General features: G+C 74.7%; 26 protein-coding genes. 16 read left to right on the top strand and 10 right to left on the bottom strand.

What is annotated here, in order from left to right:
• On the top strand, positions 1-1,030 hold a 1,030-nt coding region (locus tag HWY08_RS19920; protein WP_176068520.1), incomplete at its 5' end, for an HNH endonuclease.
• Positions 1,031-1,266: 236 nt separating this feature from the next.
• On the opposite strand, the gene HWY08_RS19925 is transcribed toward HWY08_RS19920, so the two are convergent.
• Positions 1,267-2,979, bottom strand: coding sequence for an OPT/YSL family transporter (locus HWY08_RS19925; RefSeq protein ID WP_371869359.1), 1,713 nt, complete (start codon positions 2,977-2,979; stop codon positions 1,267-1,269).
• 17 nt (positions 2,980-2,996) lie between these two features.
• On the opposite strand from HWY08_RS19925, the gene HWY08_RS19930 reads away from it, so the two are divergent.
• The 3 genes from HWY08_RS19930 (at position 2,997) to HWY08_RS19940 (ending at position 6,635) form a co-directional block, all read left to right on the top strand.
• Positions 2,997-4,334, top strand: coding sequence for a serine/threonine-protein kinase (locus HWY08_RS19930; RefSeq protein WP_235969720.1), 1,338 nt, complete (start codon positions 2,997-2,999; stop codon positions 4,332-4,334).
• A gap of 19 nt (positions 4,335-4,353) precedes the next feature.
• Positions 4,354-5,388, top strand: a complete 1,035-nt coding sequence (gene tdh, locus HWY08_RS19935) for an L-threonine 3-dehydrogenase (RefSeq protein ID WP_176068524.1) — start codon at positions 4,354-4,356, stop codon at positions 5,386-5,388.
• A 119-nt stretch (positions 5,389-5,507) separates the two neighbouring features.
• Positions 5,508-6,635 (top strand): aminotransferase class V-fold PLP-dependent enzyme, encoded by a 1,128-nt coding sequence (locus HWY08_RS19940; RefSeq protein WP_176068526.1) that lies wholly within the window; start codon positions 5,508-5,510, stop codon positions 6,633-6,635.
• A gap of 22 nt (positions 6,636-6,657) precedes the next feature.
• Here HWY08_RS19940 and HWY08_RS19945 read toward each other — a convergent pair whose 3' ends face one another.
• Both HWY08_RS19945 and HWY08_RS19950 read right to left on the bottom strand, forming a co-directional pair.
• Positions 6,658-7,536, bottom strand: a complete 879-nt coding sequence (locus HWY08_RS19945) for a PfkB family carbohydrate kinase (RefSeq protein WP_176068528.1) — start codon at positions 7,534-7,536, stop codon at positions 6,658-6,660.
• The gene (locus tag HWY08_RS19950) at positions 7,533-8,819 is read right to left on the bottom strand and encodes an Hsp70 family protein (RefSeq protein WP_176068530.1); all 1,287 of its coding nucleotides are present in this window, start codon (positions 8,817-8,819) and stop codon (positions 7,533-7,535) included. The genes HWY08_RS19945 and HWY08_RS19950 overlap by 4 nt, the downstream gene beginning before the upstream one ends.
• Positions 8,820-8,921: 102 nt before the next feature.
• On the opposite strand from HWY08_RS19950, the gene HWY08_RS19955 reads away from it, so the two are divergent.
• From HWY08_RS19955 to HWY08_RS19965, 3 genes are all read left to right on the top strand, one after another.
• Positions 8,922-9,398, top strand: coding sequence for a YbhB/YbcL family Raf kinase inhibitor-like protein (locus HWY08_RS19955; protein WP_176068531.1), 477 nt, complete (start codon positions 8,922-8,924; stop codon positions 9,396-9,398).
• A 36-nt stretch (positions 9,399-9,434) separates the two neighbouring features.
• Positions 9,435-9,890, top strand: a complete 456-nt coding sequence (locus tag HWY08_RS19960; protein WP_176068532.1) for a PaaI family thioesterase — start codon at positions 9,435-9,437, stop codon at positions 9,888-9,890.
• Between the two features lie 177 nt (positions 9,891-10,067).
• The gene (locus HWY08_RS19965) at positions 10,068-11,555 is read left to right on the top strand and encodes an ATP-binding cassette domain-containing protein (RefSeq protein WP_176068534.1); all 1,488 of its coding nucleotides are present in this window, start codon (positions 10,068-10,070) and stop codon (positions 11,553-11,555) included.
• Positions 11,556-11,590: 35 nt separating this feature from the next.
• On the opposite strand, the gene HWY08_RS19970 is transcribed toward HWY08_RS19965, so the two are convergent.
• Positions 11,591-13,204 carry a hybrid sensor histidine kinase/response regulator gene (locus HWY08_RS19970; RefSeq protein WP_176068536.1) on the bottom strand — a complete coding sequence of 538 codons (1,614 nt, stop codon included), beginning with the start codon at positions 13,202-13,204 and terminating at the stop codon, positions 11,591-11,593.
• Positions 13,205-13,667: 463 nt separating this feature from the next.
• On the opposite strand from HWY08_RS19970, the gene HWY08_RS19975 reads away from it, so the two are divergent.
• Both HWY08_RS19975 and HWY08_RS19980 read left to right on the top strand, forming a co-directional pair.
• On the top strand, positions 13,668-14,114 hold the full coding sequence (locus HWY08_RS19975; RefSeq protein WP_176068538.1) for a universal stress protein: 447 nt from the start codon (positions 13,668-13,670) through the stop codon (positions 14,112-14,114).
• A 37-nt stretch (positions 14,115-14,151) separates the two neighbouring features.
• Positions 14,152-14,574 (top strand): universal stress protein, encoded by a 423-nt coding sequence (locus tag HWY08_RS19980; protein WP_176068540.1) that lies wholly within the window; start codon positions 14,152-14,154, stop codon positions 14,572-14,574.
• 16 nt (positions 14,575-14,590) lie between these two features.
• Here the strand turns inward: HWY08_RS19980 and groL are convergent, their stop codons facing one another.
• The 3 genes from groL to HWY08_RS19995 form a co-directional block, all read right to left on the bottom strand.
• Positions 14,591-16,201 (bottom strand): chaperonin GroEL, encoded by a 1,611-nt coding sequence (gene groL, locus HWY08_RS19985; protein WP_176068542.1) that lies wholly within the window; start codon positions 16,199-16,201, stop codon positions 14,591-14,593.
• A gap of 334 nt (positions 16,202-16,535) precedes the next feature.
• Complete coding sequence (locus HWY08_RS19990; protein WP_176068544.1) at positions 16,536-17,198, bottom strand: Vgb family protein; 663 nt, start codon at positions 17,196-17,198, stop codon at positions 16,536-16,538.
• 21 nt (positions 17,199-17,219) lie between these two features.
• Positions 17,220-18,440, bottom strand: coding sequence for a helix-turn-helix domain-containing protein (locus tag HWY08_RS19995; protein WP_176068546.1), 1,221 nt, complete (start codon positions 18,438-18,440; stop codon positions 17,220-17,222).
• 137 nt (positions 18,441-18,577) lie between these two features.
• Between HWY08_RS19995 and HWY08_RS20000 the strand changes: the two genes are divergently transcribed.
• Positions 18,578-19,363, top strand: coding sequence for a DUF899 domain-containing protein (locus tag HWY08_RS20000; protein ID WP_176068548.1), 786 nt, complete (start codon positions 18,578-18,580; stop codon positions 19,361-19,363).
• Between the two features lie 7 nt (positions 19,364-19,370).
• Positions 19,371-20,204 (top strand): DUF2182 domain-containing protein, encoded by an 834-nt coding sequence (locus HWY08_RS20005; protein WP_176068551.1) that lies wholly within the window; start codon positions 19,371-19,373, stop codon positions 20,202-20,204.
• Positions 20,205-20,219: 15 nt separating this feature from the next.
• On the opposite strand, the gene HWY08_RS20010 is transcribed toward HWY08_RS20005, so the two are convergent.
• On the bottom strand, positions 20,220-21,368 hold the full coding sequence (locus HWY08_RS20010; protein ID WP_176068553.1) for a DSD1 family PLP-dependent enzyme: 1,149 nt from the start codon (positions 21,366-21,368) through the stop codon (positions 20,220-20,222).
• Positions 21,365-22,582: an MFS transporter gene (locus tag HWY08_RS20015; RefSeq protein WP_235969721.1), complete on the bottom strand. Its 1,218-nt coding sequence runs from the start codon at positions 22,580-22,582 to the stop codon at positions 21,365-21,367. Before HWY08_RS20015 ends, HWY08_RS20010 begins: the two co-directional genes overlap by 4 nt.
• A gap of 269 nt (positions 22,583-22,851) precedes the next feature.
• Here HWY08_RS20015 and HWY08_RS20020 point away from each other — a divergent pair, with 269 nt between their 5' ends.
• Positions 22,852-23,160 carry a hypothetical protein gene (locus tag HWY08_RS20020; protein ID WP_176068557.1) on the top strand — a complete coding sequence of 103 codons (309 nt, stop codon included), beginning with the start codon at positions 22,852-22,854 and terminating at the stop codon, positions 23,158-23,160.
• Between the two features lie 269 nt (positions 23,161-23,429).
• On the opposite strand, the gene HWY08_RS20025 is transcribed toward HWY08_RS20020, so the two are convergent.
• Positions 23,430-23,801, bottom strand: a complete 372-nt coding sequence (locus tag HWY08_RS20025; protein WP_176068559.1) for a hypothetical protein — start codon at positions 23,799-23,801, stop codon at positions 23,430-23,432.
• 617 nt (positions 23,802-24,418) lie between these two features.
• Here HWY08_RS20025 and HWY08_RS20030 point away from each other — a divergent pair.
• The 4 genes from HWY08_RS20030 to HWY08_RS20045 all read left to right on the top strand — a co-directional run bounded on the left by HWY08_RS20030 (position 24,419) and on the right by HWY08_RS20045 (position 26,880).
• Complete coding sequence (locus HWY08_RS20030; RefSeq protein WP_176068561.1) at positions 24,419-25,015, top strand: HdeD family acid-resistance protein; 597 nt, start codon at positions 24,419-24,421, stop codon at positions 25,013-25,015.
• 33 nt (positions 25,016-25,048) lie between these two features.
• A complete protein-coding gene (locus tag HWY08_RS20035) occupies positions 25,049-25,696 on the top strand; it encodes a Clp protease N-terminal domain-containing protein (RefSeq protein ID WP_176068563.1) in 648 nt (215 codons plus the stop codon).
• A gap of 123 nt (positions 25,697-25,819) precedes the next feature.
• Positions 25,820-26,347: a redoxin domain-containing protein gene (locus tag HWY08_RS20040; RefSeq protein WP_176068565.1), complete on the top strand. Its 528-nt coding sequence runs from the start codon at positions 25,820-25,822 to the stop codon at positions 26,345-26,347.
• Positions 26,344-26,880 (top strand): DsbA family protein, encoded by a 537-nt coding sequence (locus HWY08_RS20045; RefSeq protein WP_176068567.1) that lies wholly within the window; start codon positions 26,344-26,346, stop codon positions 26,878-26,880. Before HWY08_RS20040 ends, HWY08_RS20045 begins: the two co-directional genes overlap by 4 nt.
• Positions 26,881-26,888: the final 8 nt, after the last annotated feature.

Below are 26,888 nucleotides of genomic sequence, written 5' to 3' on the forward strand. Positions count from 1 at the left end.
CGCCTCGCTCTTCCAGTACCTCGAGCGCGAGCTCCGGCTCACGAGCAGCGCCGCCGCCCGGCGCATGACGGCCGCCGCGCTCGTCCAGCGCTTCCCCGCCGTCGTGGAGCCGCTCCGCGATGGGCGCGTGTGCATGTCGGTCGTCTACGAGCTCTCGAAGGCGCTCACCCCTGAGAACGCGAGCGAGGTGCTGCCGCGCTTCTACGGGCTCTCGAAGCGCGAGGCGGAGGCGCTCGTCGCCGAGCTGAGGCCGGTCGCGAATCCGCCGCGGCGCGAGGTGGTCACGGCGCTCGCGCGCACCACGCCGCCACTGCGCGCGAGCGCGCCCGCGGAGGCGCGGACCGCCTCGCCTGTACCCGAACGGACTTCGCCGGTGAAGTCCGAAAGGGTACAGCAGGGCGAGGCGACCGACCTCTTCTCCGCGCCGGCTCGCCCGCGCGACGAGGTGGTGCCCCTCGACGCTGACCTCCGCCGCTACCACCTCACCGTCTCGAAGGCGTTCCTCGCCAAGCTCGACGCCGCCAAGGACGCGCTCTCCCACGCCATCCCCGACGGCGACACCGAGGCGGTGCTCTCCGCCGCGCTCGACCTCCTCCTCGAGAAGACCGACCGCCGGCGCGGCCTCGTGAAGCGGCCGCGGCCGGCGCCTCAGAAGCCCTCCGCTGACCCGCGCCACGTCCCGGCGGCGGTCGCGCGGGAGGTGTGGAAGCGGGACGGCGGCCGCTGCAGCTTCCGCCTGCCGGACGGGAGCGTCTGCGGCTCGACGAAGCGACTCGAGCTCGACCACATCCGCCCGGTGGCGCTCGGTGGGCGCAGCACCGCCGACAACCTGAGAGTGGCTTGCTGGGATCACAACTCCCTGCACGCTGTGCAAGTCTTCGGCAGGGAGCACATGGACCAGTTCCGGAAGGACGCGGACCGAAGCGCTCCATCCACCGCCGCTGGCGGAAGCACTTCTGGGGCGTGCGGAGAGGGCGCTGAGGCCGCTGGCTCGACGCGGACGCAGCGACGACGCGGTACCGGATCGTGAGCCGATCTCGCGGACGGCGCCGCGGACGTGGGGGTGGCGCCTCGCCGGCGGCGCTCGCCGGACGGTGCCGCCTGGCTCGACGAGGCGGCGACCGCTGGACGGCCACGCACCTCTCGGCCGGCTGGAACGTGCCTAGGGGGACTTGTGGCGAATCGTGAGGCGCAGCGGGGAGAGGGCCGGGGAGGGGCCTCTCACGACCGGTCGAGCGCGCAGCCTGGAGCGGCTGCTCACGCTCCTCAGCGCCCGGGCCCCAGCACCGACCAGGCGGCGACCGCCACCCCCGCGATGGACTCGCCGGCGATGGCGCCCGCGCCGACCAGGGGAACGAGCGCGCCCGCGCGGGCGGGGCGGAGCGCCCGCCAGGCGGCGCCGGCGAGCGCCCCCGCCGCGATGGCGGCGGCGTAGTGCGCGGGGGCGATGAAGCCCATCCCGACGGCGCCCGCGGCCGGCAGGAAGCGGGCGGCGCGCGTGCGGCCGAGCAGCTCGAGCGCCGCCCCGGCGGCGAACGCCACGGCGGCGGCCACCCCGGCGCCGGGCGGCATCGCCGCGAGGCCTCCCGCCGCCGTCTCGGCGATCGCCTTCCAGGGGAGCGCCCCCGGGACCGGCAGCGCCGCCGTCCCGAGCCCCTGCGATCGCGCCAGGAGCAGGTACGCCGGCACCGCCACCGCGGCCCCGACCGCCGTGCCCGCGAGCAGCGCCAGCGCCTGCCGGCGCGGGGAGGCGCCCAGGTCGCTCCCCGCCTTGAGCGCCCAGAGCGACACGCCGGCCTGCGAGGCGGTCCCCGCCACCACCGCGCCCATCCCGGCGTTGGAGGCGAGCGTGGTCCGGGAGACGACCCCGCCGGCGACCTGCGCCAGCTGTCCGACCTCGCCCGCCGGGATCATGTCGGTCTGCCCGGCGGCGCGGGCGCTCACGCCGCCCAGCACCGCGGCGAGCGCCAGGGCCGCGGCCACCTGCCACGGGCGCAGCCCGAAGCCGGCGGCGCCCACCACGGCGATCCCCGCCACCGCCGCGCCGCCGAGCCACAGCGCCGACCGCCCCCCGCCGCGCAGCCTCGCCAGGTCGCCGAGCGCGCGCGGCAGGGTCCGCGCCTGGCCCGCCAGCGCGACCGAGGCCGAGCCGAGCATGAGGGCCACGCCCGGCCAGGCCAGCCACCCCACCAGCGGGCCGTAGGCGGCCTCCGGCACCGCGCCCGAGCGCAGCAGCGCGGGCGCGACGAGGGCCCACGCCACCACCGAGCCGGCCAGCACGCCGAGCCCGTTGTGCAGTCCGGCGACCAGCCCGGCGCCCGCCATCATGGGGCTCCAGGCGATCCCCAGCCCGAGCGCGGCCGCGGGCGCGCCGGCCACCGTCCCCGGCCAGGCGGTCACCGCCGGCCACCAGCCGGCCACGTCGCGCGCGGCGGTGAGCGCCGCCGACGCGCCGCCCACGCCGGCGAGCAGGCGCGTCCCCGAGCGTTCCCCCCCGTGCGCGGCGCGGATGACGCCCGCCGTGGCGACGCCGGTCGGGAACGGAAGCCGCTCCTCCTCGACCAGCCGGCGTCGCAGCGCCAGCGCCAAGAGGACGCCCAGCGCCCCCACGCCGAGCCCCCACGCGCCGGCGACCCAGCCCGGCGTGTCCCGCCCCAGGAGCGCGAGCGCGGGGATGGCGCCGAGCAGCCCGGCGGCGGCCGGCGCCGCGCCCACCGCCACCGCCGCCGTCTGCGCCAGGTTCGTCTCGAGGGCGGTGGCGCGCCGGCCGCTCACCCCCGCCCACGCCGAGAGGCCCGCGAAGGCGAGCAGCGAGGCGGTGATGGAGCCGGAGTCCCACCAGCCCGTCTTGAGCCCCATGTAGACGTTGCCGACCGCGATGAGCGCGCCGATGGCGAGGCCCGCCGCGAGCGCGCGCGCCGTGAGCTCGGGTGCGCCGGGTGCGTCGCCGGGGGGGTCGCTCGTCGCCACGGCCGGCATGCTAGCCTATCGCCCGGATGAGCACGGGCATGGACGACACGGTCCCCGCGCCGCCGCCGTTCGGGGCGAACGAGGAGGGCGTCCCCCTCGGCGCCGAGGTGGGCGAGTACCTGGTGCTGGGCTTCCTCGGGGCGGGCGCGCACGGCGGCGTCTACCTGGCGGAGCACCGGCTGGCCGGGCACCGCGCCGCGGTCAAGATCCTCCACCGGGACGCGGCGGAGTCGAGCGAGATCACGGCCCGCTTCATCCTCGAGGCGCGGGCCGTGAACCAGATCCGGCACCCGGGGATCGTCGACATCTACGACATCGACACCCTCCCCGACGGCCGGCCGTTCTGCGTGATGGAGCTGCTCGCGGGGCGGACGCTGCACGCGCTGCTCCTCGAGCGCGCGCCGCTCCTCCCCGCGGAGGCGGTCGGCTACCTGACGCCGGTCTGCGAGGCGCTGCAGGCCGCGCACGAGGCGGGCGTCGTCCACCGCGACGTCAAGGCCAGCAACGTCATGCTGGTGTCGGAGGGGACCGCGCCGCAGGTGAAGCTCCTCGACTTCGGGGTGGCGAAGCTGCTCGAGCCGGGGGCGGGCGGGCTCACCGCCGTCGGGCAGCGGATCGGGACGCCCGCCTCGATGTCGCCGGAGCAGATCCGGGGGGCGCCCATCGACCTGCGCGCCGACGTCTACGCGCTCGGCGTGCTCCTGCACCGGATGCTCACCGGCCAGCTGCCGTTCGACTCCCCGGATCCGGCCGAGGTGGAGCGCATGCACCTCGAGGCGGCGCCGCCGCGGCCGAGCGCGCTCGCGCCGGTGCCGCCGGCCTTCGACGCGGTGGTGGCGCGCTGCCTGGAGAAGGATCGGGAGCGGCGCTGGCCCTCCGCGATGGCCGTCGCCGAGGCGGCCCGGGCGGCCCTGGGCGACGCGCCGGCGAGCGCGCTGCAGACCGCGCCCGCGGTGGCCGTCCACGTCGGGGTGAAGCCGCGCGGCAGCGCCGACATGGAGTCGCTCACCGCGCAGGCCGACGTGGGCGACGCCGCCGAGGCGGCGCTCCGCGAGGCGGGCTACGCGCTCACGCTCGGCACGGCGGGCAGCGTGCTGGGGGTCCGCTTGCTCCCCGCCGAGCCCGAGGCCGCGAGCGCCGCGCGGACCGAGGCGGTGGCGTGGGCCTGCGCCCTCGCGGCCGGGCTGACGCGCCCAGCCCTCGCGGTCATGGTATGCGTGCACGCCGCCGACGCGGCGGTGCGCGCGGGCGCGGCGGGCCCCGAGGTCGTCGGGGGGCCCATCTGCGAGCTCGACCGCTGGCTGCCGGAGGGCGGCGCGGGCTTCGTGGCGACGCCCGCGGCCCTCGCCGGCCGGCCCGGCTAGCGACGGAGGAACACACGACATGAAGGCCCTGGCGAAGACGGAGCGGCGGGAGGGGATCTGGATGGTGCGGGACGCGCCGGAGCCCGAGGTGGGCGTCCACGACGTCCTCATCCGGATCCGCGAGAGCGCGATCTGCGGCACCGACGTGCACATCTACAACTGGGACGCGTGGAGCCAGCGCACCATCCCGGTGCCGATGATCGTCGGCCACGAGTACGTCGGGGTGGTGGAGCGCGTCGGCGCGGAGGTCACGGCCTTCAAGCCCGGCGACCGGGTGAGCGGCGAGGGGCACCTCACCTGCGGCTTCTGCCGCAACTGCCGCGCCGGCCGGCGCCACCTGTGCCGGCACTCGGTCGGCGTCGGCGTCCACCGGCCCGGCTCGTTCGCGGAGCTGCTCTCGCTGCCCTCGGTCAACGTCTACCGGATCCCGGACGACGTCCCCGACGACATCGCGGCCATCTTCGACCCGTACGGCAACGCGGTGCACACGGCGCTCTCCTTCGACCTGGTCGGCGAGGACGTGCTCATCACCGGCGCCGGCCCCATCGGCGCCATGGCCGCCGCCGTGGCGCGGCACGTCGGCGCCCGCCACGTCGTGGTGACCGACGTGAACGACTACCGGCTCGGGCTCGCCGCGAAGCTCGGCGCCACCCGCACCGTCAACGTCGGCAAGGAGGACCTCAAGACGGTCATGGCGGACCTCGGCATGACCGAGGGGTTCGACGTCGGCCTGGAGATGAGCGGCAACGGCAGCGCCTTCCGCCAGCTCCTCGAGGTGATGAACCACGGCGGCAAGGTCGCGCTGCTCGGCATCATGGCGGGGCAGGAGGCGATCGACTGGAGCCAGGTGGTGTTCAAGGGGCTCTTCCTGAAGGGCATCTACGGCCGGGAGATGTTCGAGACCTGGTACAAGATGGTCGCCATGCTCCAGACCGGCCTGCACCTCTCACCGGTCGTGACGCACCGGTTCCCCATCGACCGCTTCCAGGAAGCCTTCGACGTGATGCGCAGCGGCCGGTCGGGGAAGGTGATCCTCGACTGGAACGCGACCTGACGGCTCGGCTCGCTCGGGGGGGCGCCCGCCGCGCCCGTCCGGCCGGCGGCCCCGCCGGGCGGCCGGTGTTAAGCTCTCGCCCGCCGTTCGCGCGGTGGCCTCTTCCCAGCGGAGAACCCATGCCTGCCCTGCTGCCCGACGTCGATCCGGACGGTCTGCTCGAGTACTCGGTCGTCTACACCGACCGTGCGCTGAACCACATGTCGAAGCGGTTCCAGCGCGTCATGTGCGACCTGTCGGCGACTCTGAAGCAGGTCTACGGCGCGCGCTCCGCCATCGTGGTGCCGGGCAGCGGCACCTTCGGCATGGAGGCGGTGGCGCGCCAGTTCGCCCAGGGCCAGCGGTGCCTCGTCCTCCGCAACGGCTGGTTCAGCTACCGCTGGACGCAGATCTTCGAGGTGGGCCGCATCCCGGCCGAGGCGACGGTGCTGAAGGCGCGCCGCCAGGGCACGCAACGCCAGGCGCCCTTCGCCCCGGCGCCCATCGACGAGGTCACGGCGGCGATCCGCAGCCAGCGCCCCGACCTGGTGTTCGCGCCGCACGTCGAGACGGCCTCCGGGATCCTGCTCCCGGACGCCTACCTGCGCGCCGTCGCGGCGGCGGTGCACGAGGTGGGTGGGCTGTTCGTGCTCGACTGCGTCGCCTCCGGCGCGCTGTGGGTCGACATGGCCGCCACCGGCGTCGACGTGCTCGTCACCGCCCCGCAGAAGGGCTGGAGCGGCTCACCCTGCTGCGCGCTCGTGATGCTGGGCGAGGCGGCCCGCGCCCGCATCGACGCCACCACCAGCACGAGCTTCGCCGCCGACCTGCGCAAGTGGCTGCAGATCATGGAGGCGTACGAGGCCGGCGGCCACGCCTACCACGCGACGCCCCCGACCGACGGCCTGCGGAAGCTGCGCGACACGATGTTCGAGGCGCGCGACCACGGCTTCGCGAAGCTCGCGGCGGCGCAGCTCGAGCTCGGCCGCGAGGTGCGCGCGCTGCTCGCCAGGAAGGGCTTCCCCAGCGTCGCCGCGCCCGGCTTCGAGGCGCCGAGCGTGGTCGTGAGCTACAGCGACGACCCGGGCGTCGTCAACGGCAGCAAGTTCGCCGCCGCGGGCCTGCAGACCGCCGGCGGCGTGCCGCTCCAGTGCGACGAGGGCCCGGACTTCCGCACCTTCCGCATCGGCCTGTTCGGGCTCGACAAGCTGACGCACGTCGAGCGGACGGTGCGCCTGCTCGAGGACGCGCTGAAGAAGATCGCCTGAGCGGGAGGGCCTGACGGCGCGCTCACGGGGCGAGCTGCGCCGGGACCGCCGCCGCCCGCGCCCGCGCCTCGCCGATGCGCCCCAGCGCCGACGGCCCCACGCCCTCGACGCAGATGGACGCCGCCGCGGCGCCGAGCCGGGCCGCGTCCGCCGGCTCCGCCCCGCCGGCCAGCGCGAGGAAGAAGCCCGCCGAGAACACGTCGCCCGCGCCGGTGGGATCGACCTCGCGCGCCGGATGGACCCCGACCCTCCACGTGCGGCCGCGCGCGATCACCTCGCAGCCGCGCCGGCCGTGCGTGAAGGCGACCACCGGGACGTGGCGGGCGAGCCGGCCGACGAGATCGCCCTGCCCCGGGACGTCGTCCTCGCCCAGGACGGCCGCGTCGATCCCGGCGAGCTCCTCGGGGGCCGGGTCCCAGCGCGGCTGCGAGACGCTCCCGTCCGGCTCGAGCCGCCGCACCCAGCCCTGCACGCCCAGACCGGAGAAGCGGGCCTGCACGGCGCGGCGGAACGCGGCCAGCTCCACCTCCGCGAGGATGGGGGCGAGGTGCAGGAGGTCGGCGGCTCGCCAGGCCGGGGGGAGGCGCGCCGGGTCGAGCGGCGGCGCGGCCGCGAGCACGCGCTGCGAGCGGAGCCCGTCGGGGCCATAGGCGTTCGCGAAGGTGGTGGTGCGCGGCGCCGGCGCGAACGCCACCTCCGCGCGCCCGAGGGCGCCCGCCGGGAACTCGGGCCCGGCCGCGCTCAGGACGCGCACCCGCGCGCCGAGCCCCGCGTAGGCGAGCGCGCAGTAGGTCGCCGCGCCGCCGGGCACGAACCCGCTCCCGTGGCGGTCGAGCGTCACGTGGCCGGCGAGGAGGACGGTGGGCGCTCCCGCCCCGGGCGCCTGCGCGAGCGGGCTCACGGCGCCGCCCCTCCCCGCTCGACCGCCTGGGCCTCGCGGGCGAGCCCCTCCACCACCGAGTGGAAGCCCTTGAACTGCTCCAGCCGGGCCGCCGGCAGGAGCCGCCGGACCTCGGCGGCGATCCGCGGCACCTTCGCGGTGCCCCCCGTGCAGCAGACCACGCCGATGTCGCCGGGCGCGACGCCGGCGCTCCGGACCGTGTCCTCCAGGCAGCGGGCGATGGCGTCCACCTCGCGCCGGCTCGCGTCCTCGAAGCCGGGGCGCGTGACCGGCTCCCGCACCTCGATGCCCGGGTACGAGAAGGCGATCTCGGCGCGCGGCGCCGACGAGAGCTCGCGCTTGGCGCGCTCGATGGCCTCGAAGAGCTGGAACCCCTGGGTGTCGTCCACGAGGGTGGTGAGCTGGTCCAGCCGGCGGCGGTCCTCGTCGGAGACCGACCAGCGGCGGACGTCGGCGAGGAAGCTGGCGATGTCCCGCCGCTGCAGCATCGACAGGTGCGCCGGGGAGCAGAGGTGCTGCATCACCCCGTGCGGCATCCGCAGCACGTTGCTCCCGAACGGCGCCCGGTACTGGACCTCCGCGCCGAAGTGCTTGCTGACGCGGGTGCGCATGAGCGAGGCGTCGAGCGCGTCCCCCGCCACCGCCACGCCGCCCACCGCGAGCACGTCGGCCCGCTCGAGCGCGCGCGGGCCGACGCGGAGCACCGTGAAGTCGGAGGTGCCGCCGCCGAAGTCGCCGATGAGCGCCACCTCGTCGCGATCGGCCGCCGCGCCGAAGGCCCGCGCCGCCGCGATGGGCTCCGGCAGGAAGTGCACCTCCTCGAAGCCGGCGAGCTCGGCCGCCTTGCGGAGCCGCCCCTCCGCGAAGGCGTCGTCCCCGCCGTCGAAGTGGACCGGCCGGCCCAGCAGGGCGCGCCGGACCTCGGTCCCGAAGAAGGCGTCGGCGCGCTGCCGCATGTTGCGGAGCAGCGACCCGACGAGCTGCTCCGCCGTCAGCTGGCGCCCGCGGATGACCGTGCCGCGGAACGACCGGGACCCCAGGTAGTGCTTGATGGAGCGCAGCAGGCGCGCCTCCGCGCCGTGCTCGATGAACTGCCGCAGGGCGTCGGAGCCCACGAACGCGCCCCCCGCGTCGGGGAAGCAGAGGATGCTCCGGAGGATGGTGGGATCCGGGGCCGACGGGTCGAGCGGCACCGGATCGAACACCCGGCGGGCGTTCGCCGCGGCGAGCAGCGAGTTGCTGGTGCCGAAGTCGATCGCGTAGAGGGTCGGGAGGTCGGACATGCCGGCTCGACGTAGCACGAGCCGGCGCCGGGCGCCCCCCGAAGATGGACCCCAGATCCGCGCGTGATCCTGGCACCCCGGCCCGTCTAGAGTCGCGGGGCCATGACCTTCTCGCTGCAGTCTCCGGCGTTCCAGCAAGGGCGCGAGATCCCCTCCGTCCATACCTGCGAGGGCGAGGACGCCTCTCCGCCGCTCGCCTGGTCCGGCGCGCCCGCCGGCACGAAGAGCCTCGCCCTCATCGTCGACGATCCGGACGCGCCCGATCCGAAGGCGCCGAAGATGACCTGGGTCCACTGGGTGCTCTACGGCCTCCCCGCCACCTCGACCGGCCTGCCGGGCGCGGTGGCGTCGAAGGAGCTGCCCGCCGGGACGCGGGAGGGCGTGAACGACTGGAAGCGCACCGGCTACGGCGGCCCCTGCCCGCCCATCGGCCGGCACCGCTACTTCTTCAAGCTGTACGCGCTCGACACCGTCCTCCCGGACCTCGGCTCGCCGACGAAGCCGAAGCTCGAGCAGGCGATGGAGGGCCACGTGCTGGCGAAGGCCGAGCTCATGGGGACGTACCAGAAGCAGCGGTGACCCGCGGCGGACCCGCGCCCGCTGGGAGTGGCCCTCATGAGCGCGTTCCAGCCCGCCGACCCGCGGTTCGACGCCCGCGTCCGGGCCAGCTTCGCGCGCCAGGCGATGATGGCGACGCTCGGGGCGACGCTGGAGCGCGTGGCGCCGGGCGAGGTGGACCTCCGCCTGCCCTTCCGCGCCGACCTGACGCAGCAGCACGGGTTCCTGCACGCCGGGGCGATGACCGCGGTCGCCGACAGCGCCTGCGGCTACGCGGCGCTCACCCTGATGCCGGCGGACGCCGCGGTGCTCACCGTCGAGTTCAAGGTGAACCTGCTCGCGCCAGGGAAAGGCGAGAGCTTCGTGGCGCGGGGGCGCGTGCTCAAGGCGGGGCGCACGCTGACGACCTGCGCCGGCGACGTGTTCGCCAGCGCGGGCAGCGAGGAGCGGCTCGTCCTCACCATGCTCGCGACGATGATGGCGGTGCGGGACCGTGCCGGCTTGGCGGACTAGCTCGCTACGGCGTACAGGGCACGCGGTTGCGTGGGCCGACGGACCGCGCTAGATGGGGCTCGCGACGCGCGAGCGTCGCACCCATGATCGACCGCTCCTAGAGACCGAAGCCCTCTTCCGCCGACCTCCTGGCCGGCCCCCGCCGCCGCCGCGCGCGGCGCGTCTCCCGGAGCACCCATGCCACGCCTCCGCCTCGAGCGGCTCACGTTCGCGTACGCGGACGCCGCTCCCATCCTCGACGGCGCCGACCTCACCCTGGACCCGGGCTACACCGGCCTCGTGGGCGAGAACGGCGCCGGGAAGTCCACCCTCCTCGCACTCGTCGCCGGCGCGCTCGAGCCGAGCTCGGGCGCGGTGCGCGTCGAGCCCGGCGGAGCGCGCGTGGTGCTCTGCCCGCAGCGCGTGGACGACCCGGGCCCCGACGCGCTCGCCCTCGCCGCCCGCGAGGATGGCGAGGCGCGGCGCCTCCGCGACGCGCTCCACCTCGAGCCGGCCGACCTCGCGCGCTGGGCGACCTGCTCCCCGGGCGAGCGCAAGCGCTGGCAGCTCGGGGCGGCGCTCGCGGCCGGCCCCGACGTGCTCCTGCTCGACGAGCCGACGAACCACGTCGACGAGGCCGCGCGCGCCCTGCTCCTCGACGCGCTCCGGCGGTTTCGCGGGCTGGGCGTGGTCGTGTCGCACGACCGCGCGCTGCTCGAGGCGCTCACCTCGACCACGCTCCGCCTCCACCGCGGCGAGGCGCGCCTGTACCGGGGCGCGTACGGCGTCGCGCGCGCGGCGTGGGAGGCCGAGACGGCCGCGGCCTGGGACGCGCGCGCCGCGGCGCAGGACGCCCGGCGCCGGGCCGAGCGCCGCCTCGACGACGCGCGTCGGGCGCGGGCGGCCGCGGAGCGCTCGCGCAGCGGACGCGGGCGAGACCCCAGGGATCGGGACGCGCGCGGGATGCCCGCCAAGAACCTCGCCGGCTGGGCCGAGGATCGCCTGGGGCGGCAAGTCGGCGTGCTCCGGCGCGAGGCGGCGCGCGCCGCGGAGGCGGTGCCGGTCGCCGCGGTCGAGAAGGCGATCGGGCGCTCGGTGTTCGCGGGGTTCGAGCGCGCGCCGCGTCCCTGGCCCCTCGCGCTGGCGCGCCCGCTCCTCCAGGTGGACGGCCGGCCCCTGCTCCGCGGCGTCGAGGTCCGGCTCGGCCGCGCCGATCGCGTGCGGCTCGCCGGGCCGAACGGCGCCGGCAAGACGACGCTCCTCGTCGCGCTGCTCGAGGCCTCCGCGCTCCCGCCGGAGAAGGTGCTGGTCCTGCCGCAGGAGCTCGCCCCCGGGGAGGCGCGGCGCGCGCTCGAGGCGGTGCGCCGCCTGCCGCCCGAGGTGCGGGGGCGGGTGCTCTCGATCGTCGCCGCGCTCGGGAGCGACCCCGAGCGGCTCCTCGCCAGCCTGGAGCCGTCTCCCGGCGAGGCCCGGAAGCTCCTGCTCGCGCTCGGCCTCGGCCGGCATGCGTGGGCGCTCGTGCTCGACGAGCCCACGAACCACCTCGACCTGCCGACCGTCGAGCGGCTGGAGGCGACGCTCGCGGCCTACCCGGGCGCGCTCCTGCTCGTCACGCACGACGACGCCTTCGCGGCGCGGTGCACGACGTCGACGTGGCGCATCGTGTCGGGGCGCGTCGAGCGGTGAGCGGAGGGGCGGGCGCGCGCTGCGCCGGAGCGGGGTCAGGGGCCAGCCGTGAGCTCTCGCCGTGGAGCCCGCGTCGTGGGGGCCGCGCGCGAGACCGTGGCGAGCACGCGGGACAGCTCATCCGGCAGCGTCGGCTTCGCGAGGTGGCGATCGAACCCCGCCTCGGCCGCCTGCTGGACGTCGGCCGGTGAGGCGTACCCGGTCAGCGCGACGAGCGGGATGTGCCTGATCTCGGGATCCTCTCGGATCCTGCGAGCGACGTCGTACCCGCTCATGCCCGGCAGGCCGATGTCGCAGAGGACCGCGTCCGGGCGCACCGTGCGGACCAGCTCCAGCGCCTCCGCGCCGGTGCGCGCGAGATCGGCGTGGTGCCCGAGGATCTCCAGCATCTGGCCGAGGACCACCGCGGCGTCTTCGTCGTCTTCCACGGCGACGATCCTCAGCCGGCGCCACGCCTCCGGCGGCGGTGGCCCCGGCTCGGCCGCGCGCGGGGCCGCCTGCAGCGGGAGCCGAACGATCAGCTCGGCCCCTTTCCCCGGCCCCTCGCTGCGGGCCTCGACCGTGCCGCCGTGCAGCTCGACGAGCCCCTTCACCAGCGCCAGGCCGAGACCGAGCCCGGCCCCTCTCCGATCGAGCGTCCCATCTCCCTGCTCGAACGGTCGGAACAGCCGGCTCCGCAGCTCGGGCGCGATCCCGACCCCCGTGTCCCGGACGCGAATCACCGCCTCACGCGCTGCGCCATCGACCTCGACGGTGAGCAGGGCGTGCCCGCGCTGCGTGAACTTGGCGGCGTTCTGGAGGAGGTTCCCGAGCACCTGGACGATGCGCGTCGCGTCGCAGTCGACCCACACCGGGCCGGGCGGGAGCGCGACCCGCAGCTCGATTCCCTTCGCCGCGAACGCGAACCGGTTCTCCTCCACCGAGCGGCGCGCCAGCTCGACGAGGTCGAGCCTGGCCTGCTGCAGCCGGATCTTGGCGCGCGTGATGCGGCTGGCGTCGAGGAGATCTTCGACCAGGCGCGTGAGCTGGCCGAGCTGACGCTGGACGATGCCTCGAGCGGAGGAAGCCTGCGCACTCCCGGCGGGGGCCCCCTCCATGACGAACAAGGCGTTGCGCGCCGCGGCGAGCGGGTTGCGCAGCTCGTGCGAGAGCACCGCCAGGAACTGCTCCCGACGGCGGTCCAGCTCCCGCAGCGTCTCCTCCGCCTGCTTCTGGGCGGTGATGTCCGAGCACGTGCCGACGATGCGGACCCCGGCGCCCGCCACGTCGCGCTCGACGACGCGTGCCCGGGCGAGCATCCACCTCCACTCTCCCGATGCGGCGCGGACCCGATGCTCGAAGGTGATGGTGTCGGTGACTCCGCCGATCGCGTTCGAGACCTGCCGCTGCACGATCGGCATCTCCTCGGGGTGAATGAAGCCCGCGAGCTGCGACATGCTGGTCGGTGTCTGCTCGGGCGAGTACCCGAGAAGCTCCGCCCATCGCGCGCTCTGGTAGATCTCGTCCTCCAGGACGTTCCAGTCCCAGACCACCTCGCTCGCGGCGTCCAGGGCGAGCCGCAGGCGCTCCTCCGACGCCCTGAGCGAGTCCTCCGCCCGGGCGCTCGGAGCGTTCGAGCACGGGTTCACGCCAGATTCAGGCTCCCCCATGGAAACCCTCGTTCGGATCACGGCCGAGAACTGTACCTCCCTTCCACCCCCGCAGCGCACCGGAGCGGCCTCGCCTGCCACCAACGGGTGCGCGGCCTTGTCGGGTCATGCCCTTCCTCCGCCTCGCTCGTCAGCTCGCTCCTGCTCGGCGCGTCGAGGTGACGAGCCCACCGATCACGACGGTCGCGAGGGGACCTGGCGGAGCGCCGCAGCCGGGTCAGGACGGAGTGGTGCAACGCGCGTAGCTTGATGCCGATGGCGATCGAGCTCGTCCCGTCCAGTGGCGACGCTACCCTCATCCTGAGTGGAGACCTCGACGCCGCGGCCGCGTCGCCCGAAGCAGGATCCTTCGCCATCTCCGGCCGGAGGGCGCGATCGCCTCTCCGAGCACGTGACACCAGGCGGGCTGGTGAAGACGTCGGCAGGACGCCTGCAGCGGACGGGCTCTCCAGGAGTGAACGTCATGCCTGAATGGAGCAAGGTCTGCTGTGCGCTCGACCTCTCGGACTCGTCGGGCGTCATCGTAGGGAAAGCAGCATCCCTCGTGCGGCGGCTCCAGGGCGCGCTGACATTGCTCCACGTTTACGAGGCGCACGCACCGTCCCCCGACCTCTTGCTGGAGAGATACGAGCACGCGGCGCCGGAGATCGAGCAGAAGCTGGCCGCCCATCAGCGTGAAGCCGAGCGCGTCATCGGCGGCCCGGTGCGCACCGTGATCCTGACCGAGGGTCCGCCCGCGGCGGCGATCGTGCGGTTCGCCCGCGAAGGATCGTTCGATCTCGTGGTGACCGGGACCCACGCCGACAAGGGCCTCGCTCGCGTCCTCCTCGGCTCTGTCGCCCAGCGGGTGGTCCGCGAAGCGCCGTGTCCCGTCATGGTCGTGCGACAAGCCGGCGCGCTCCAGGGCTGACGTAGCGACGCGACGCACGGGACAGGAAGGTGCCGGAATGCCCGAGTGGAAGAACATCTGCTGCGCGGTGGACTTCTCGGACTCGTCGCGCGTCGCCATGGACTACGCGGCCGAGATCGCGCGGCGGTACGAGGCGAGCCTCACGCTCGTTCACGTGCACGATGCGACGCGGGCTTCGGGCGCCGACATGACCCTGCGTCACCGCCAGCAGCTGCTGGAGGCATGGCGGCGCGAGGCCGAGTTCCTGGCCGGACGTCCGGTCGCGGGCAGGATGCTGGAAGGTCATCCAGCCGAGACGATCCTGCGGTTCGCCAGCGAGGGCTCCTCCGAGCTCATCGTCATCGGGACGCACGGTCGCGGCGGCTTGAAGCGCCTCGTGCTCGGCTCGGTCGCGGAGCACGTCGTGCACCGCGCCGACTGCCCCGTGCTCGTCTCGCGCCACTTCCATCGGCCGACGTGAGGCCCCGCGCTCCGCTTCACTCGGCGGCGACCTGCTCCGGCTTCGCCGGCCGAGCCTCGGTCAGGGTCGCCTCCGTGAGCAGGAGCACGCTCGCCACCGAGACCGCATTCTCGAGCGCCAGCCGCACCACCTTCGTCGCGTCGACGATGCCGGCCTCCACCAGGTCGACGTACTGCCCGGTGGCGGCGTTGAACCCGAAGCTCCCCGCTCCGGTCCGCATCCGCTCGACCACCACCGCGCCATCCGCGCCGGAGTTGGCGGCGATCTGACGGGTCGGGACGGTGAGCGCGTGCTTCAGGACCGCGAGCCCGGTGCGCTCGTCCCCCTCGCACCTCGCCTCCTCCGCTGCGACGGCCTCGATGAGCCTCAGCAGCGCGAGCCCGCCGCCCGGCACGACCCCCTCCGCCACGGCGGCCTTGGTCGCGCTGATGGCGTCCTCGAACGCCTCCTTGCGACTCTTCAGCTCGGCTTCGGTCGGCGCGCCGACATGGATGACCGCCACGCCGCCCACCAGTCTCCCCAGCCGCTCCTCCAGCTTCTCGCGGTCGTAGTCGCTGTTCTCCTCCTTCAGCTGGCGCCGGAGCTGCTCGGCGCGGGCGCCGATCGCGTCCCGGTCGCCCGCTCCCTTGATGACGGTGGTGGTCTCGCGGGCCACCACCACGCGCCGGGCGCTCCCGAGCTGTGCCGCCGTGACGTGCTCCAGCTTCAGCCCGACGTCCTCCGAGGCGACCTGGCCCCCGGTCACGACCGCCAGGTCCTCCAGGATCGCCTTGCGGCGATCACCAAACCCCGGTGCCTTCACGGCTGCGCACTGGATCGCGGCGCGGAGCTTGTTCACGACCAGCGTCGCGAGCGCGTCCCCGTCCACGTCGTCGGCGACGATGAGCAGGGGGCGCCCCAGCTTCACGACCTCCTCCATGACCGGCAGCAGGTCCTTCATGAGCGAGATGCGCCGGTCCGTGAGCAGGATGAGCGGTCGCTCGAGGACGCACTCCATCCGGTCGGCGTCGGTGACGAAGTACGGCGAGAGGTAGCCCCGGTCGAGCTGCATGCCCTCGACGAGCTCGAGGCGGGTCTCGGTCCCCTTCGCCTCCTCCACCGAGATGACCCCCTCCCCGCCGACGCGCTCGACCGCGTCCGCCACCAGCGCCCCCATCACCGCGTCGTTATGAGCGGAGATGGTCGCGACCTGCTCCTTCTCGAGCCGGCTCTTCACGGGGCGCGAGAGCTTCCGGAGCGCCCCCACCGCCGCCCGCACGCCGCGTTCGAGCCCGTGCTTCAGCTCGATCGCGCTCGCCCCGGCCGCCACGTTGCGGACGCCGTCGGCGAAGATGGCGTGGGCGAGGAGGGTCGCGGTCGTCGTGCCGTCGCCCACCTCGTCTCCCGTGCGCTGCGCGGCCTCGCGCATCATCCGCGCCCCGAGGTTCTCCGTCGCGTCGTCGAGCTGTAGCTCCTTCGCGATGGTCACGCCGTCGTTGCAGACGATCGGCTCGCCCCACCCCTTGTCGATGAGGACGCACTTGGAGCGGGGCCCGAGGGTGACTCGCACCGCATTCGCCAGGACCGTCGCGCCGCGCAGGACCTCCTCGCGCGCAGCGCTGTCGAACAGGAGCTGCTTGGCCGCCATACCCGCCTCCGCTGCTGCCTCGAGGATCGGACACATTGTGCGCCTTCGACCGGCGCCCGGCGCTGCGCGTCCGGGCCGCATCCCGAGCGGTCTCCCGGGCTCATCACCGGCGGCGTGGCCAACCGCACGCGCATGGGCTCGGCGCGCACCCGGCCCACGAGGCGAGCGCGCAGGCGCTCGTTGCACCGGCCGACCGTTCTTCGAGCAGCGGCCGAGGCGGGCGTGAGCTCATGGCACCAGGCAGAGAGCCGCTGGCTCACCTGGACCTCGAGCGCGCCCCGCGCCCGTGGCTCCTCGCGCTCGCGCGGCCGGTCCTCAGAGGCGCTGCGCGAGCCTAGCGCGCCGAGCGGCGGCGCGGCTTCCGAATGGCGCGCACCTTGCTGCGCTCGGGATCGCCCGCGTAGAAGAGGTCGCCCCGGTCCGACTCCAGCCCGCTCACCCCCGCCCCCTCGGGCATCGTCAGGCGGGTGAGCACCTCCCCCGTCTCCGGGTCCACCTGGCGGAGGTCGGACTCGCCTCCCTCCCAGGTCCCGTGCCAGAGCTCGCCGTCCACCCAGGTGACCCCGGTGACGAAGCGGCTCGACTCGATCGTGCGCAGGATCGCGCCCGTCTCGGGGTCGATCTGGTGGATCTTACGGTCCTGGTATTGCCCGACCCACAAGGTCCCTTCGGCCCAGGCCAGCCCCGAGTCGCGCCCGCCGCCCGGCGCCGGAATGGTCGACAGCACCGCGCCGGTCGCCGGGTCGATCCGGTGGATGCGGCCGCCCGCGAGCTGGAAGAGGTGCCGGCCGTCGAAGGCCGTCCCGGCCTCGGCGGCGACGTCCAGGGTGCGCGCGATCCCGCCGTTGCCGGGCTCGAAGGCCTGCAGCGCGCCGCCGCTGGCGAACCAGACCAGGCGGCCGTCGAAGCTCACGCCGTGCACGCGCTCCACGCCCGGGAAGGGCCCGTACTCGCGCACCGTCTCCGCCGGCTGCCCCGCGTCGCGCACCTTGCCCATGGCCCGCTCCTCTCCTCTACCCTAACCGGCCTCGCCGGAGCCGGGGAGCAACAACGTCGTCGCGAATCCGGCCACGGGCGCGGCGAGCCAGCGCCGGGAGCGGCCGCCGCCCAGCGCGCGCACCTGGCCCGCCTCCTCCAGGGCCCGCAGCGCCCGCTGCACCGTCCGCTGGCTCGCCCCCAGCGCCAGCGCCAGCGCCGAGGTCGACCAGGCCTCGCCGTCGGCGAGCAGCGCCAGGAGGGCGGCCTCTGGGCTGTCGACGGGCGGCGCCAGCAGCCGCACGGTGGCCGCTCCTCGCGCCACCAGCGTGAAGCCCCCGGCGCTGGCCCGGATCTCGGCGAGCGGCCAGATCGCGCGGCGCAGGCGTCCCACCGCCACTCGCAAGCGCGCGCGGTGGGACGGGTTCGCCCGGCGCGCCTCGAAGGCGCGCGCGATGAGCGCGCCCCGGCCCGCCTCGCCCGGCCACGCCTCCGCCAGCCCGTGCAGCAGCGCGAACAGCGCCGGCCGCCGCGCGAGCCGCACCACGCGCGCACCCCGGCGCACCGCCCGCCGGCAGCCGTCGACGACCAGGTCCGCCGAGGCGAGCACGGCCTCGACGTCGGCCAGGGTCAAGGGCCGCGCCTCTCCCGCGGCGACGAGGCGCGCCGCCGGGAGGGCGAGCGCCCTCCCCGCCTGCTCGACCTCGGCGCGCAGCGCTCCGATGCCGGCGCGCGCCGCCGCCTCCCGCGCCCGGGCGAGGGCCTCGCGCGCCCCGTCGGCGCGCCCGCGGCGCAGCGCGACCTCGAAGGCGACCAGGCCGGCGACGGCCGCGAGCCGGGCGGGCGCGCCGCCGAGCTCGAGCGCCTCGTATGCGCCGGCCGCCTCGCCGATCCGGCCGAGCAGCACGAGCCGCCGGAGCTGCAGCAGCCGCGCGTGGAGCGCGTTCTCCCGATCGCCGTGGGCGGCGAACGTGCGCAGGGCTTCGGCCAGCGGCCGCGCCGGCCCAGCCAGGTCGCGCGCCGCCAGCGCCACCTCCGCCTCGGCCGCGAGGCAGCGCGCCCGCGCGAGCGGCGCCCGCGGCCCGAAGCGCCGCGCCGCGCGCCGCAGCAGCTCCCGCGCCCGCCCCAGGTCCCCGAGCTGCGCCATGGCGATCCCGCGCAGCGCGAGGGCGGCCGGGTCGCTCCGCAGGGCGACGCGCTTCAGCGCGCCCAGCGGATCCCCGGCGCGCAGCGCGAGCCCTGCCGCGGTGACCGCGAGATCCATCGCCCGGTCTTAACCGCGTCGCCCTTGTTACTCCCGCCCCGCTGCGCCGGACCTTACCTCTCGACTGCGCAGGGACTGGACCCTGCCACGGCGGGGCCATCCAGGCTCCCCGCAGCCGAGGGAAGGGAGACGCGGCGATGACGACGCACAAGACCGGGACCCGCCAGCAGTGGACGGCGGCGCGGCTGGCGCTGCTCGAGGCGGAGAAGGAACTGACGCGGCGCAGCGACGAGCTGGCGCGCCGGCGGCAGGAGCTGCCGTGGGTGCGGGTCGAGAAGGCCTACCAGTTCGAGACCGCCGAGGGGAGGGCCACGCTGGCGGACCTGTTCCAGGGGCGCTCCCAGCTCCTCGTCTACCACTTCATGTTCGGACCCGACTACGCCGCGGGGTGCGCGACCTGCTCCACGATCGCGGACGGCTTCGACGGCTTCGTCAGCCACCTGGCCCACCACGACGTCACGCTCGCGGCGGTGTCGCGGGCGCCGCTCGCGAAGCTGCTCGCGTACCGGCAGCGCATGGGCTGGAAGTTCCCGTGGGCCTCCTCGTTCGGCGGCGACTTCAACGCCGACTTCAACGTCGGCTTCACGCCGGAGGAGCAGCGTCAGGGCGGCATCGAGTACAACTACCGGCGCGAGCCGGCCTGGGAGGTCCGCGGCGACGCGGGGATGGCGAGCCGCATGTCGGGGGACCCCGTCGGCGACAACGCCGCCATGGCGGGCACCGACCCCGCCACCTACACGCGCGAGCGTCCGGGCATGAGCGCGTTCGCGCTGGAGGACGGCGTCGTCTACCACGCCTACTCCGCCTACGCGCGCGGGCTGGACGGCCTCTGGGGCATGTACCAGTGGCTCGACCGCGCGCCCAGGGGCCGCAACGAGACCGGCGTCTGGTGGCGGCGCCACGACGAGTACGCCCAGCGCTGAGGCCGACATGACCACCGCCGCGCACCCCCGAGCCCTGGCCCCGCCTCCAGCGACCTCCGGGCGAGCCTCTCCGCGGGCGTTCCTGGCCCTCACCACCTCGCTCTTCGCCGCCAGCGCGGCGCTGACGATCGCCTGGTGCGCCTCCATGTCGGGGATGGGCGAGATGCCGATGCCCGGCGGCTGGTCGATGTCGATGGCGTGGATGCGGATGCCCGGACAGAGCTGGCCCGCCGCCGCGGCGTCGTTCCTCGGCATGTGGCTGGCGATGATGGTGGCGATGATGGTGCCGTCCGTCGCCCCAGCGCTCTGGCGCTACCGCCTGGCGCTGGGCGGCGCCGGCGAGGCGCACCCCGGGCGGCTGACCGCGCTCGCCGGCGCCGGCTACTTCCTGGTGTGGAGCGCGCTGGGGGCGGCCGCCTTCCCCCTCGGGATCGCGCTGGCGGCGGCCGAGATGGAGGAGCCGGCGCTCGCGCGCGCCGTGCCGGCCGCGATCGGCCTGGTCGTCCTGGTCGCCGGCTCGCTCCAGCTCACCGCGTGGAAGGCGCGCCACCTGGCCTGCTGCCGGGAGGCGCCCGGGCCCGGCCTCCCGCTGGGGACCGGCGCCGGGGCGGCCCTCCGCCACGGGGTGCGCCTGGGACGACACTGCGCCGCCTGCTGCGCCGGGCCGACGGCGATCCTCCTCGTCGCCGGGGTCATGGACCTGCGCGCGATGGCGGTGGTGGGCGCCGCCATCACCGCGGAGCGCCTCGCGCCCGCCGGCGAGCGCGTGGCGAGGGCCACCGGGGCGGTGGCGGTCGGGGCGGGGCTGCTGCTCGTCGCCCGCGCCGCCGGGCTCGGGTGACCTCGCGGCCGCGCGCTAGGTGATCGCGCCGCGCGCGTCGACGCGGATGAGGCGATCGACGCGCCCCTCCACCAGCCCGCCCCGGACCGCGACGTACCCGTCGTGCAGGTTCACGGTCGGATCGCAGTGGCCCGGGACGAGCCAGACGGCGTCGCCCAGGGCGGGGAGCGGGCTCCCTCCCACCGGCCACAGGAGCCCGTGCTCGTCGCCGGCGGTCTCGAAGCGCAGGTCGAACCTCCCGCTCGGGTCGTGCACGCGCGGGGCCCCGGAGTCCACCGCGTGGCTCTTGTGGCCCGCGTCCACGACGGCGTAGCGCGGGCCCACGCTCATGACCTCGGCCTTCACGAAGAGCGCGTGCTCGAACCGGGGCACCGCAGGATCGCGCTCATTGTCGGCGTAGTCGCGGTCCATGAAGAGGTAGCTCCCCGGCTGCAGCTCGCCGTAGACGCCGCTCGCGGCCTCGTAGGCGAAGGTGCCCGTGCCCGCCCCGGTGACGAGCGGGACCGGGATCCCCGCCTGTTCCAGCGCCTGCCGCGCCGCGCGGGCGCGCTCCGCGCTCGCGGCCACCGCGGCGCGCCGGGCCTCGACCGAGCGCACGTGCTGCGCGTTCCCGTGGTACGCCTGCAGCCCGGCGAACCGGAGGCCTGGTGATCGCGCGACCGCGCGGGCCAGGGCGATCGCGGCGGAGGCGTCGCCCTCCGGCACCGGGACGCCGCAGCGCCCCTGGCCCACGTCGATCTCGACCAGCACGTCGAGCTCCGCGCGCCGGGCCGCCACCGCCGCCGCGAGCCGGGCGACCCCCAGCGGCGAGTCCACCGCGAGGGCGAGCCGCCCGCCCCGCGCGGCGAGCGCCCCGGCGAGCGCCGCGACGCGCTCGAGCTTCTCCGGCGAGACGACCTCGTTCGAGAGGTAGAGGTCGTCGACGCCGCCCTCCGCGAGCCGCTCCGCCTCCGAGGGCTTCTGCACGCAGACGCCGACCGCGCCCGCCGCGAGCTGCAGGCGCGCCAGCTCGGCGCTCTTGTGCATCTTCGCGTGCGGGCGCAGCCGCACCCCGGCCGAGCGCGCGAAGGCGGCCATCCGCTCGAGGTTGCGCTCCATCGCGTCCAGGTCGAGGACGAGCGCCGGCGTGTCCACCGCCGCCACGGGGTCTCCAGGTCGCGTCATGTCGCCTCCACCTCGGTTGCGGCGGACCGGGCCGCCCGGGCGCGCTGCTCGAGGTCGGGCAGGAACGCCGTGAGCAGCCCAATGGCCGGCAAGAACGAGCAGACGCGGTACACGAACTCGATGCCGTGCCGGTCGGCGACTTCGCCGAGCAGCGCCGCGCCGACGCCGCCGACGCCGAACGCGACCCCGAAGAACAGGCCCGCCACGGCGCCGACCCGCCCCGGCATGAGCTCCTGCGCGTAGACGACGATGGCCGAGAAGGCCGACGAGAGGACCAGGCCGATGACGACGGTGAGCACGGTGGTGAGGGACCGGTTCGCGTACGGCAAGGCCAGCGTGAACGGCAGGACGCCCAGGATCGAGCCCCAGATGACGTACCGCCGGCCGATCCGATCGCCGATGGGGCCGCCCGCCAGCGTGCCCACGGCCACGGCTCCGAGGAAGAGGAAGAGCTGGAGCTGCGCCTCGCGCACCGAGAGGTGGAACCGCTGGATGAGGAAGAACGTGTAGTAGCTGTTGAGGCTCGCCAGGTAGAAGTACTTCGAGAACACCAGCGCCACGAGGACGGCCACCGCGGCGAGCACGCGCCGGCGCGGGAGCCTCGCGCCCTCCCCCGCGGCCCGGCCGCCCTGCGCGCGCCGCCCGGCATACCACCGCCCCACCCCGAGCAGCACCAGGATGGCCGCCGCGGCGCCCAGCGAGAAGAGCGCGATGCTGTGCTGGCCGAACGGCAGGATGACGAACGCCGCCAGCAGCGGCCCGACCGCCGAGCCGACGTTGCCGCCCACCTGGAAGAAGGACTGCGCGAGCCCGTGCCGTCCGCCGGACGCCATCCGCGCCACGCGCGAGGACTCCGGATGGAACACCGCCGAGCCCACCCCCACGCAGGCCACCGCGGCCAGGACGAACGGGTAGCTCGGAGCCACCGCCAGGAGCAGCAGCCCGGCGAGCGTGAAGCACATGCCGATCGCGAGCGAATACGGGAGCGGCCGGCGATCGGTGTACATCCCGACCACGGGCTGGAGCAGCGAGGCGGTGAACTGCGAGGTCAGCGTGATGACGCCGATCTGGCCGAAGTCGAGGTGGTAGGCGCCCTTGAAGATCGGGTACGCGGACGGGATGGCCGACTGGAGCATGTCGTTCAGCAGGTGACAGAAGCTCACCGCCGCCAGCACCCGGAACCCGGTTCGACCACCATCGCTCGATCTGATCATCTGCCTCGAGGGGACGCGCTGCCCGCGGGCGGCCATCGCCCGCGGAGGGGAAAGCTGTCTTGCCCTGCTTCGGCCGGGTCTGTCCAGCCCGCCGGGCGGGCGCCGCGCGATGCTGGACGCTGCTGGCGGCGCGCTCGTGGCGCGAAAGGAGCTGGCGCGGCACACTCGGCTGAACTGGTCGTGGCGGCCGCCAGCGCCAAAAGAGAGCCTGGCGCGGCAGGCGCGAAGACCGTACGTACAGTACGGGTACGCAACGCGGAGGAGCGATCATGGTGGCGAGCGGTGGCGGACACGCGGTGGTGAGGGCGTTCGGCGCCGTCGTCGCGCTGACGGCCGCTTGTGCCCATGACACCCAGGCGACGGCGCGAGCGCCTGCGGTCGAGCGCACGTCCGCTCCCGTCTTCGTCACGGGGTCGCGCCTCCCACAGCCGGGGAGCGGCGCGTGCCAGCCAACGCTCGCCACCACCGATCCGCTGCGCGTCTACTGCCGCGAGAAGCTCGACCAGACCGGCCGGGACGGGGACCTCGGCGCCACGCTGCGCGCCCTGGATCCGTCGATCACGACGACCCACCGCTGAGACGAGGTGGTCTTCTCCGACCCGGGCAGCCTGCGCGTCCGGGCGTCGCGGCGGGACCGAGCGCCGCCCAGAGCACGGTTCACACCCTCGCCGGCTCGGGCCGGAGCGGGGGTGACGATGGCACGGGCGCGAGCGCGACGTTCGCGCTGCCCCTCGGCCTGGCGGCCGGCGCGGACGGGACGATCCACGTCGCGGACGCGGGCGGCGGACCGTGCGCGCCATCCGCTGACCTGCCCCCCGACTACCTGCTCAACGAGGCCACCGCGGAGCTAGGCGTTCTCGGGGCTCTCCCCGTAACGGCTGAACTGGCTCCGCCATTCGAAGGGCTCGCCCTGAAGACCATCACTCAACGCCGCGGCATTCTGACCGTCCACCAGCAGGACGACCCGCTCGCTCCCGCGATCCGTCTCCTCGGCCAGCGCGAAGAGGAAATCGTGGATCGCGCCGTCGACGACCCTGCGGCAGCAGCGCCGGACGAGCTCCCGCTGCTCACCGCTGAGCGCCGCCAGCTCATGCTGGAGCGGCTGCAACGCCGGAGCCTTCCACTCGCCTGCGACGAGCCGGTCGGTGGTCTCGAACGCAGCATCGCGAAGGTGCTGCATGATGAACCGGCCGAGGTGATCGAGGGCCTCGCGACTCATGGCGTACTCCGGAGGATGGCGATGAACGGGTTCGAGCCCCGGTCAGGCGGTCACGACCGCGGGAGGATCCGCGGGGGGCGACGGTACGACATCGTGGAGGAGCAGGACCAGCAGGCCGCGATCGCTCGGGGTTGACGTTGGCGGCGCCGGGCGCACCCGCGACGGCGACTTGGAGGGCGCTTCCGCAGTGCAACCGTGCTGTCGCTCGCGATCAGGAACAGAGAGCGACCGTGAGATCGGGGTGCGCATACCTGGTTCAACGCAGCGTCGAGTATTTCCGTCACGACCATTGCGGTCGACTCCCCTCGTCCGCAGGGTTCGCTGAACCCGCCGAGAACGGTGGCAGGTACGCGTGGGTTCGAGCGCGCGGTCGAGGGAGAGATCATGGCGAACGACAGTCCGAGCGCTTCGACGACAGGTTCATCGAGCAGCCGCGAGGAGGCGAGCCGGAGGGAGACGCAGCAGGCCGGTGGTAAGGGCCAGCAACCGTCGCAACAGAGTGGCGAGCAACTGTCAGCGGAGAGCCCAGGGGAGCGCAACGTTCACTGAACGGCCTCGGGCAGCGGGCGGCTCGGGTCGAGTCACAGGGCGCTGCTTCGCGGAGGGATGGGGGTGTTATGCCGGTGCTGATGGCGATCGGTCCGTGGTGGGCATTCGTGGTGCGAGGAGTCGCGGCGGTCCTGTTCGGGGTTCTGACGTTCGTCGTGCCGGGGATGGCACTCCTGACGCTCGTCTTCCTTTTCGGTGCGTACGCCCTCGTCGAGGGAGCGTTCAACGTCGCGGGTGCCGTACGGACGGACGCATCGCGCCGCCAGCCGCGCTGGGTGCTCCTCGTCGAGGGCATCGTCAGCATCCTCGCGGGGTTTCTCGCCTTCTTCGTTCCCGGGCTCACCGCGCTGTCGCTGCTCTACATCATCGCCGCGTGGTCGGTGGTGACGGGCGTCCTCGAGGTCGCGGCCGCGATTCGCCTGCGACGCCAGATCCGGGGGGAGTGGCTCATGGCGCTGAGCGGCGCCCTCTCGATCGTGTTCGGGTTGCTCGTCGCGGTGTTCCCCGGCGCCGGCGCGCTCGCCGTCGTCTTCTGGATCGGAGCTTACGCGGTGGTCTTCGGAGGGCTCCTGATCGCGCTCGGGGTGAGGGTCCGCCACTTCACGCGCGCCGGGAAGAAGGCGGGCACCGGCTTCGGCGAGCTCGCGCCGAGCGCGAGTCATTGAACGAGTTCCTCGACGTCGAGGGAGGGGGGCACCATGGCCGAGACTGCACGCGGGGACGTGGAAGGGCTGTGCGACATCTGTCACCGTCGGCCCGCCGCGGTACGAGTCGCCGTCTCCCAGAACGGACGCCGACAGACGCTCAAGGTCTGCGATGACGACTACGCGCGACTCCAGGCCCAGGCGCGGGGCTCCTCGCCGTTCGAGTCGCTCTTCGGCGGCAGCCTCTTCGGGGACGACGTCTTCGGAGACTTCTTCGGGGGCGACGGCGTCGAAGGGGGCGACGAGGCCGACGTCGACCGTGGCAGGGGGCGTGCGCGAACCCGCCCGCGCGGCAGGGCGGCCGACCGCGAGGCGGTCGACCTCGCCGACTACCTGAGCCAGCAAGGCGAGGAGATCCTCCAGCAGGCCGCGCGTACCGCCGTCGACTGGGGCGCGCGCGACGTCGACTCGGAGCACCTCCTCCACGTGCTCGCCGACAACGACGTGGTCCAGGCCGTCCTGGCGCGCTTCAAGCTCTCACCGCAGGATCTGAAGCGGCAGGTCGAGGAGCTGCGTCCGCGGCGCCAGGGGAAGGCCCCCGAGGGCCGCGAGCAGGTGGGCGTCTCTCCACGGGTCAAGGCGGCGCTCGAGGCGGCGTTCCGCGCCTCGCGCGACCTCGGCCATAGCTACGTGGCCGGGTGACGAGCAGCGGGCGGCGCCGGAGCAGCACGCACCGAAGACGTGAGAGGACGGGGGTCTACCATGCCGGAAATCGAAGCGCGTCGAGAGCCATTGCCGTCGGGCACTGCCGCCCCACCCTTCCGCATGCTGGCCGCGGACGCGGCGGTCATGCCCCCCGGGAGCCGCTTCCCGCCCGAGGATTGGATGTCGCTCGACGACCAGCGGGGGTCGCCCGTCGTGCTCGTCTTCTACCCCGCCGACTTCACGCCCGTGTGCGGCGAGGAGCTCGCGATCTTCAACGAGGTCCTCCCGGAGCTCGAGCGCCACGGGGCGAAGGTGTTCGGGATCTCCGTCGACTCGGCCTGGTGCCACCGTGCGTTCGCGCAGGACCGGCACCTCCGGTTCCCGCTGCTCGCCGACTTCCACCCAAAGGGCGAGGTCTCCCGCCGCTACCGCTCCTATCGGGAGCAGGACGGGCTCGCCGAGCGATCGCTGTTCGTCCTCGATCGCGACGGCAAGGTGTTCTGGAGCTACGTGTCCCCGATCGACGTGAACCCGGGCGTCGACGGAGTCCTCGACGCGCTAGAGAGGCTCGACGACGAGCAGTCGGCGGACTCGAGCGACGCGCCATCCCGGTCCGGCGACACCGCGCACGGGGAGCCGCGGCCATGACGCCCCTCCGGATCCGGATCGGCCCCGGCGATCACGCGGACGGCCCGCGCGACGCGCCCATCCAGCTGCTGGAGTACGGTGACTACGAGTGCCCGTACTGCGGCCGCGCGTATGCAGAGGTGGAGGAGGTCCGGCGGGCGCTCGCGGGGCGGCTCCTCTTGGTGTACCGCCATTTCCCGCTCACGCAGGTCCACCCCCACGCGATGCTCGCGGCCGAGGCCGCCGAGGCCGCCGGGGCGCAGGGCCGCTTCTGGGAAATGCACGGCGTGCTGTTCCAGAACCAGCACGCGCTCGAGCCGCAGGACCTCGTCGCCTACGCCGACGCGATCGCGCTCGAGCCCGACCGGTTCACGGAGGACCTCGAGGAGCACCGGTTCGAGGGAAAGGTCCGCCGCGATTTCCTGAGCGGCGCCCGCACCGGGGTGAACGGCACGCCGACGTTCTTCGTGAACGGGCGCCGGCACGACGGCGTCTTCACCGCGGACGCGCTCATCGAGGCGCTCCAGGGCGGCGCGCCCGGGGCGGCGTACTAGCCTCGACG

This window comes from Anaeromyxobacter diazotrophicus (assembly GCF_013340205.1).
In the GTDB taxonomy this organism is placed as follows: Bacteria; Myxococcota; Myxococcia; order Myxococcales; family Anaeromyxobacteraceae; genus Anaeromyxobacter_A; species Anaeromyxobacter_A diazotrophicus.

Bases quoted from the DNA above. Each gene is read 5' to 3' on its own strand.
- HWY08_RS19925 (WP_371869359.1), bottom strand. From the start codon at position 2,979: ATGCCGGCCGTGGCGACGAGCGACCCCCCCGGCGACGCACCCGGCGCA.
- HWY08_RS19930 (WP_235969720.1), top strand. From the start codon at position 2,997: ATGAGCACGGGCATGGACGACACGGTCCCCGCGCCGCCGCCGTTCGGG.
- tdh (WP_176068524.1), top strand. From the start codon at position 4,354: ATGAAGGCCCTGGCGAAGACGGAGCGGCGGGAGGGGATCTGGATGGTG.
- HWY08_RS19940 (WP_176068526.1), top strand. From the start codon at position 5,508: ATGCCTGCCCTGCTGCCCGACGTCGATCCGGACGGTCTGCTCGAGTAC.
- HWY08_RS19950 (WP_176068530.1), bottom strand. From the start codon at position 8,819: ATGTCCGACCTCCCGACCCTCTACGCGATCGACTTCGGCACCAGCAAC.
- HWY08_RS19955 (WP_176068531.1), top strand. From the start codon at position 8,922: ATGACCTTCTCGCTGCAGTCTCCGGCGTTCCAGCAAGGGCGCGAGATC.
- HWY08_RS19960 (WP_176068532.1), top strand. From the start codon at position 9,435: ATGAGCGCGTTCCAGCCCGCCGACCCGCGGTTCGACGCCCGCGTCCGG.
- HWY08_RS19965 (WP_176068534.1), top strand. From the start codon at position 10,068: ATGCCACGCCTCCGCCTCGAGCGGCTCACGTTCGCGTACGCGGACGCC.
- HWY08_RS19970 (WP_176068536.1), bottom strand. From the start codon at position 13,204: ATGGGGGAGCCTGAATCTGGCGTGAACCCGTGCTCGAACGCTCCGAGC.
- HWY08_RS19975 (WP_176068538.1), top strand. From the start codon at position 13,668: ATGCCTGAATGGAGCAAGGTCTGCTGTGCGCTCGACCTCTCGGACTCG.
- HWY08_RS19980 (WP_176068540.1), top strand. From the start codon at position 14,152: ATGCCCGAGTGGAAGAACATCTGCTGCGCGGTGGACTTCTCGGACTCG.
- groL (WP_176068542.1), bottom strand. From the start codon at position 16,201: ATGGCGGCCAAGCAGCTCCTGTTCGACAGCGCTGCGCGCGAGGAGGTC.
- HWY08_RS19990 (WP_176068544.1), bottom strand. From the start codon at position 17,198: ATGGGCAAGGTGCGCGACGCGGGGCAGCCGGCGGAGACGGTGCGCGAG.
- HWY08_RS19995 (WP_176068546.1), bottom strand. From the start codon at position 18,440: ATGGATCTCGCGGTCACCGCGGCAGGGCTCGCGCTGCGCGCCGGGGAT.
- HWY08_RS20000 (WP_176068548.1), top strand. From the start codon at position 18,578: ATGACGACGCACAAGACCGGGACCCGCCAGCAGTGGACGGCGGCGCGG.
- HWY08_RS20005 (WP_176068551.1), top strand. From the start codon at position 19,371: ATGACCACCGCCGCGCACCCCCGAGCCCTGGCCCCGCCTCCAGCGACC.
- HWY08_RS20010 (WP_176068553.1), bottom strand. From the start codon at position 21,368: ATGACGCGACCTGGAGACCCCGTGGCGGCGGTGGACACGCCGGCGCTC.
- HWY08_RS20015 (WP_235969721.1), bottom strand. From the start codon at position 22,582: ATGATCAGATCGAGCGATGGTGGTCGAACCGGGTTCCGGGTGCTGGCG.
- HWY08_RS20020 (WP_176068557.1), top strand. From the start codon at position 22,852: ATGGTGGCGAGCGGTGGCGGACACGCGGTGGTGAGGGCGTTCGGCGCC.
- HWY08_RS20025 (WP_176068559.1), bottom strand. From the start codon at position 23,801: ATGAGTCGCGAGGCCCTCGATCACCTCGGCCGGTTCATCATGCAGCAC.
- HWY08_RS20030 (WP_176068561.1), top strand. From the start codon at position 24,419: ATGCCGGTGCTGATGGCGATCGGTCCGTGGTGGGCATTCGTGGTGCGA.
- HWY08_RS20035 (WP_176068563.1), top strand. From the start codon at position 25,049: ATGGCCGAGACTGCACGCGGGGACGTGGAAGGGCTGTGCGACATCTGT.
- HWY08_RS20040 (WP_176068565.1), top strand. From the start codon at position 25,820: ATGCTGGCCGCGGACGCGGCGGTCATGCCCCCCGGGAGCCGCTTCCCG.
- HWY08_RS20045 (WP_176068567.1), top strand. From the start codon at position 26,344: ATGACGCCCCTCCGGATCCGGATCGGCCCCGGCGATCACGCGGACGGC.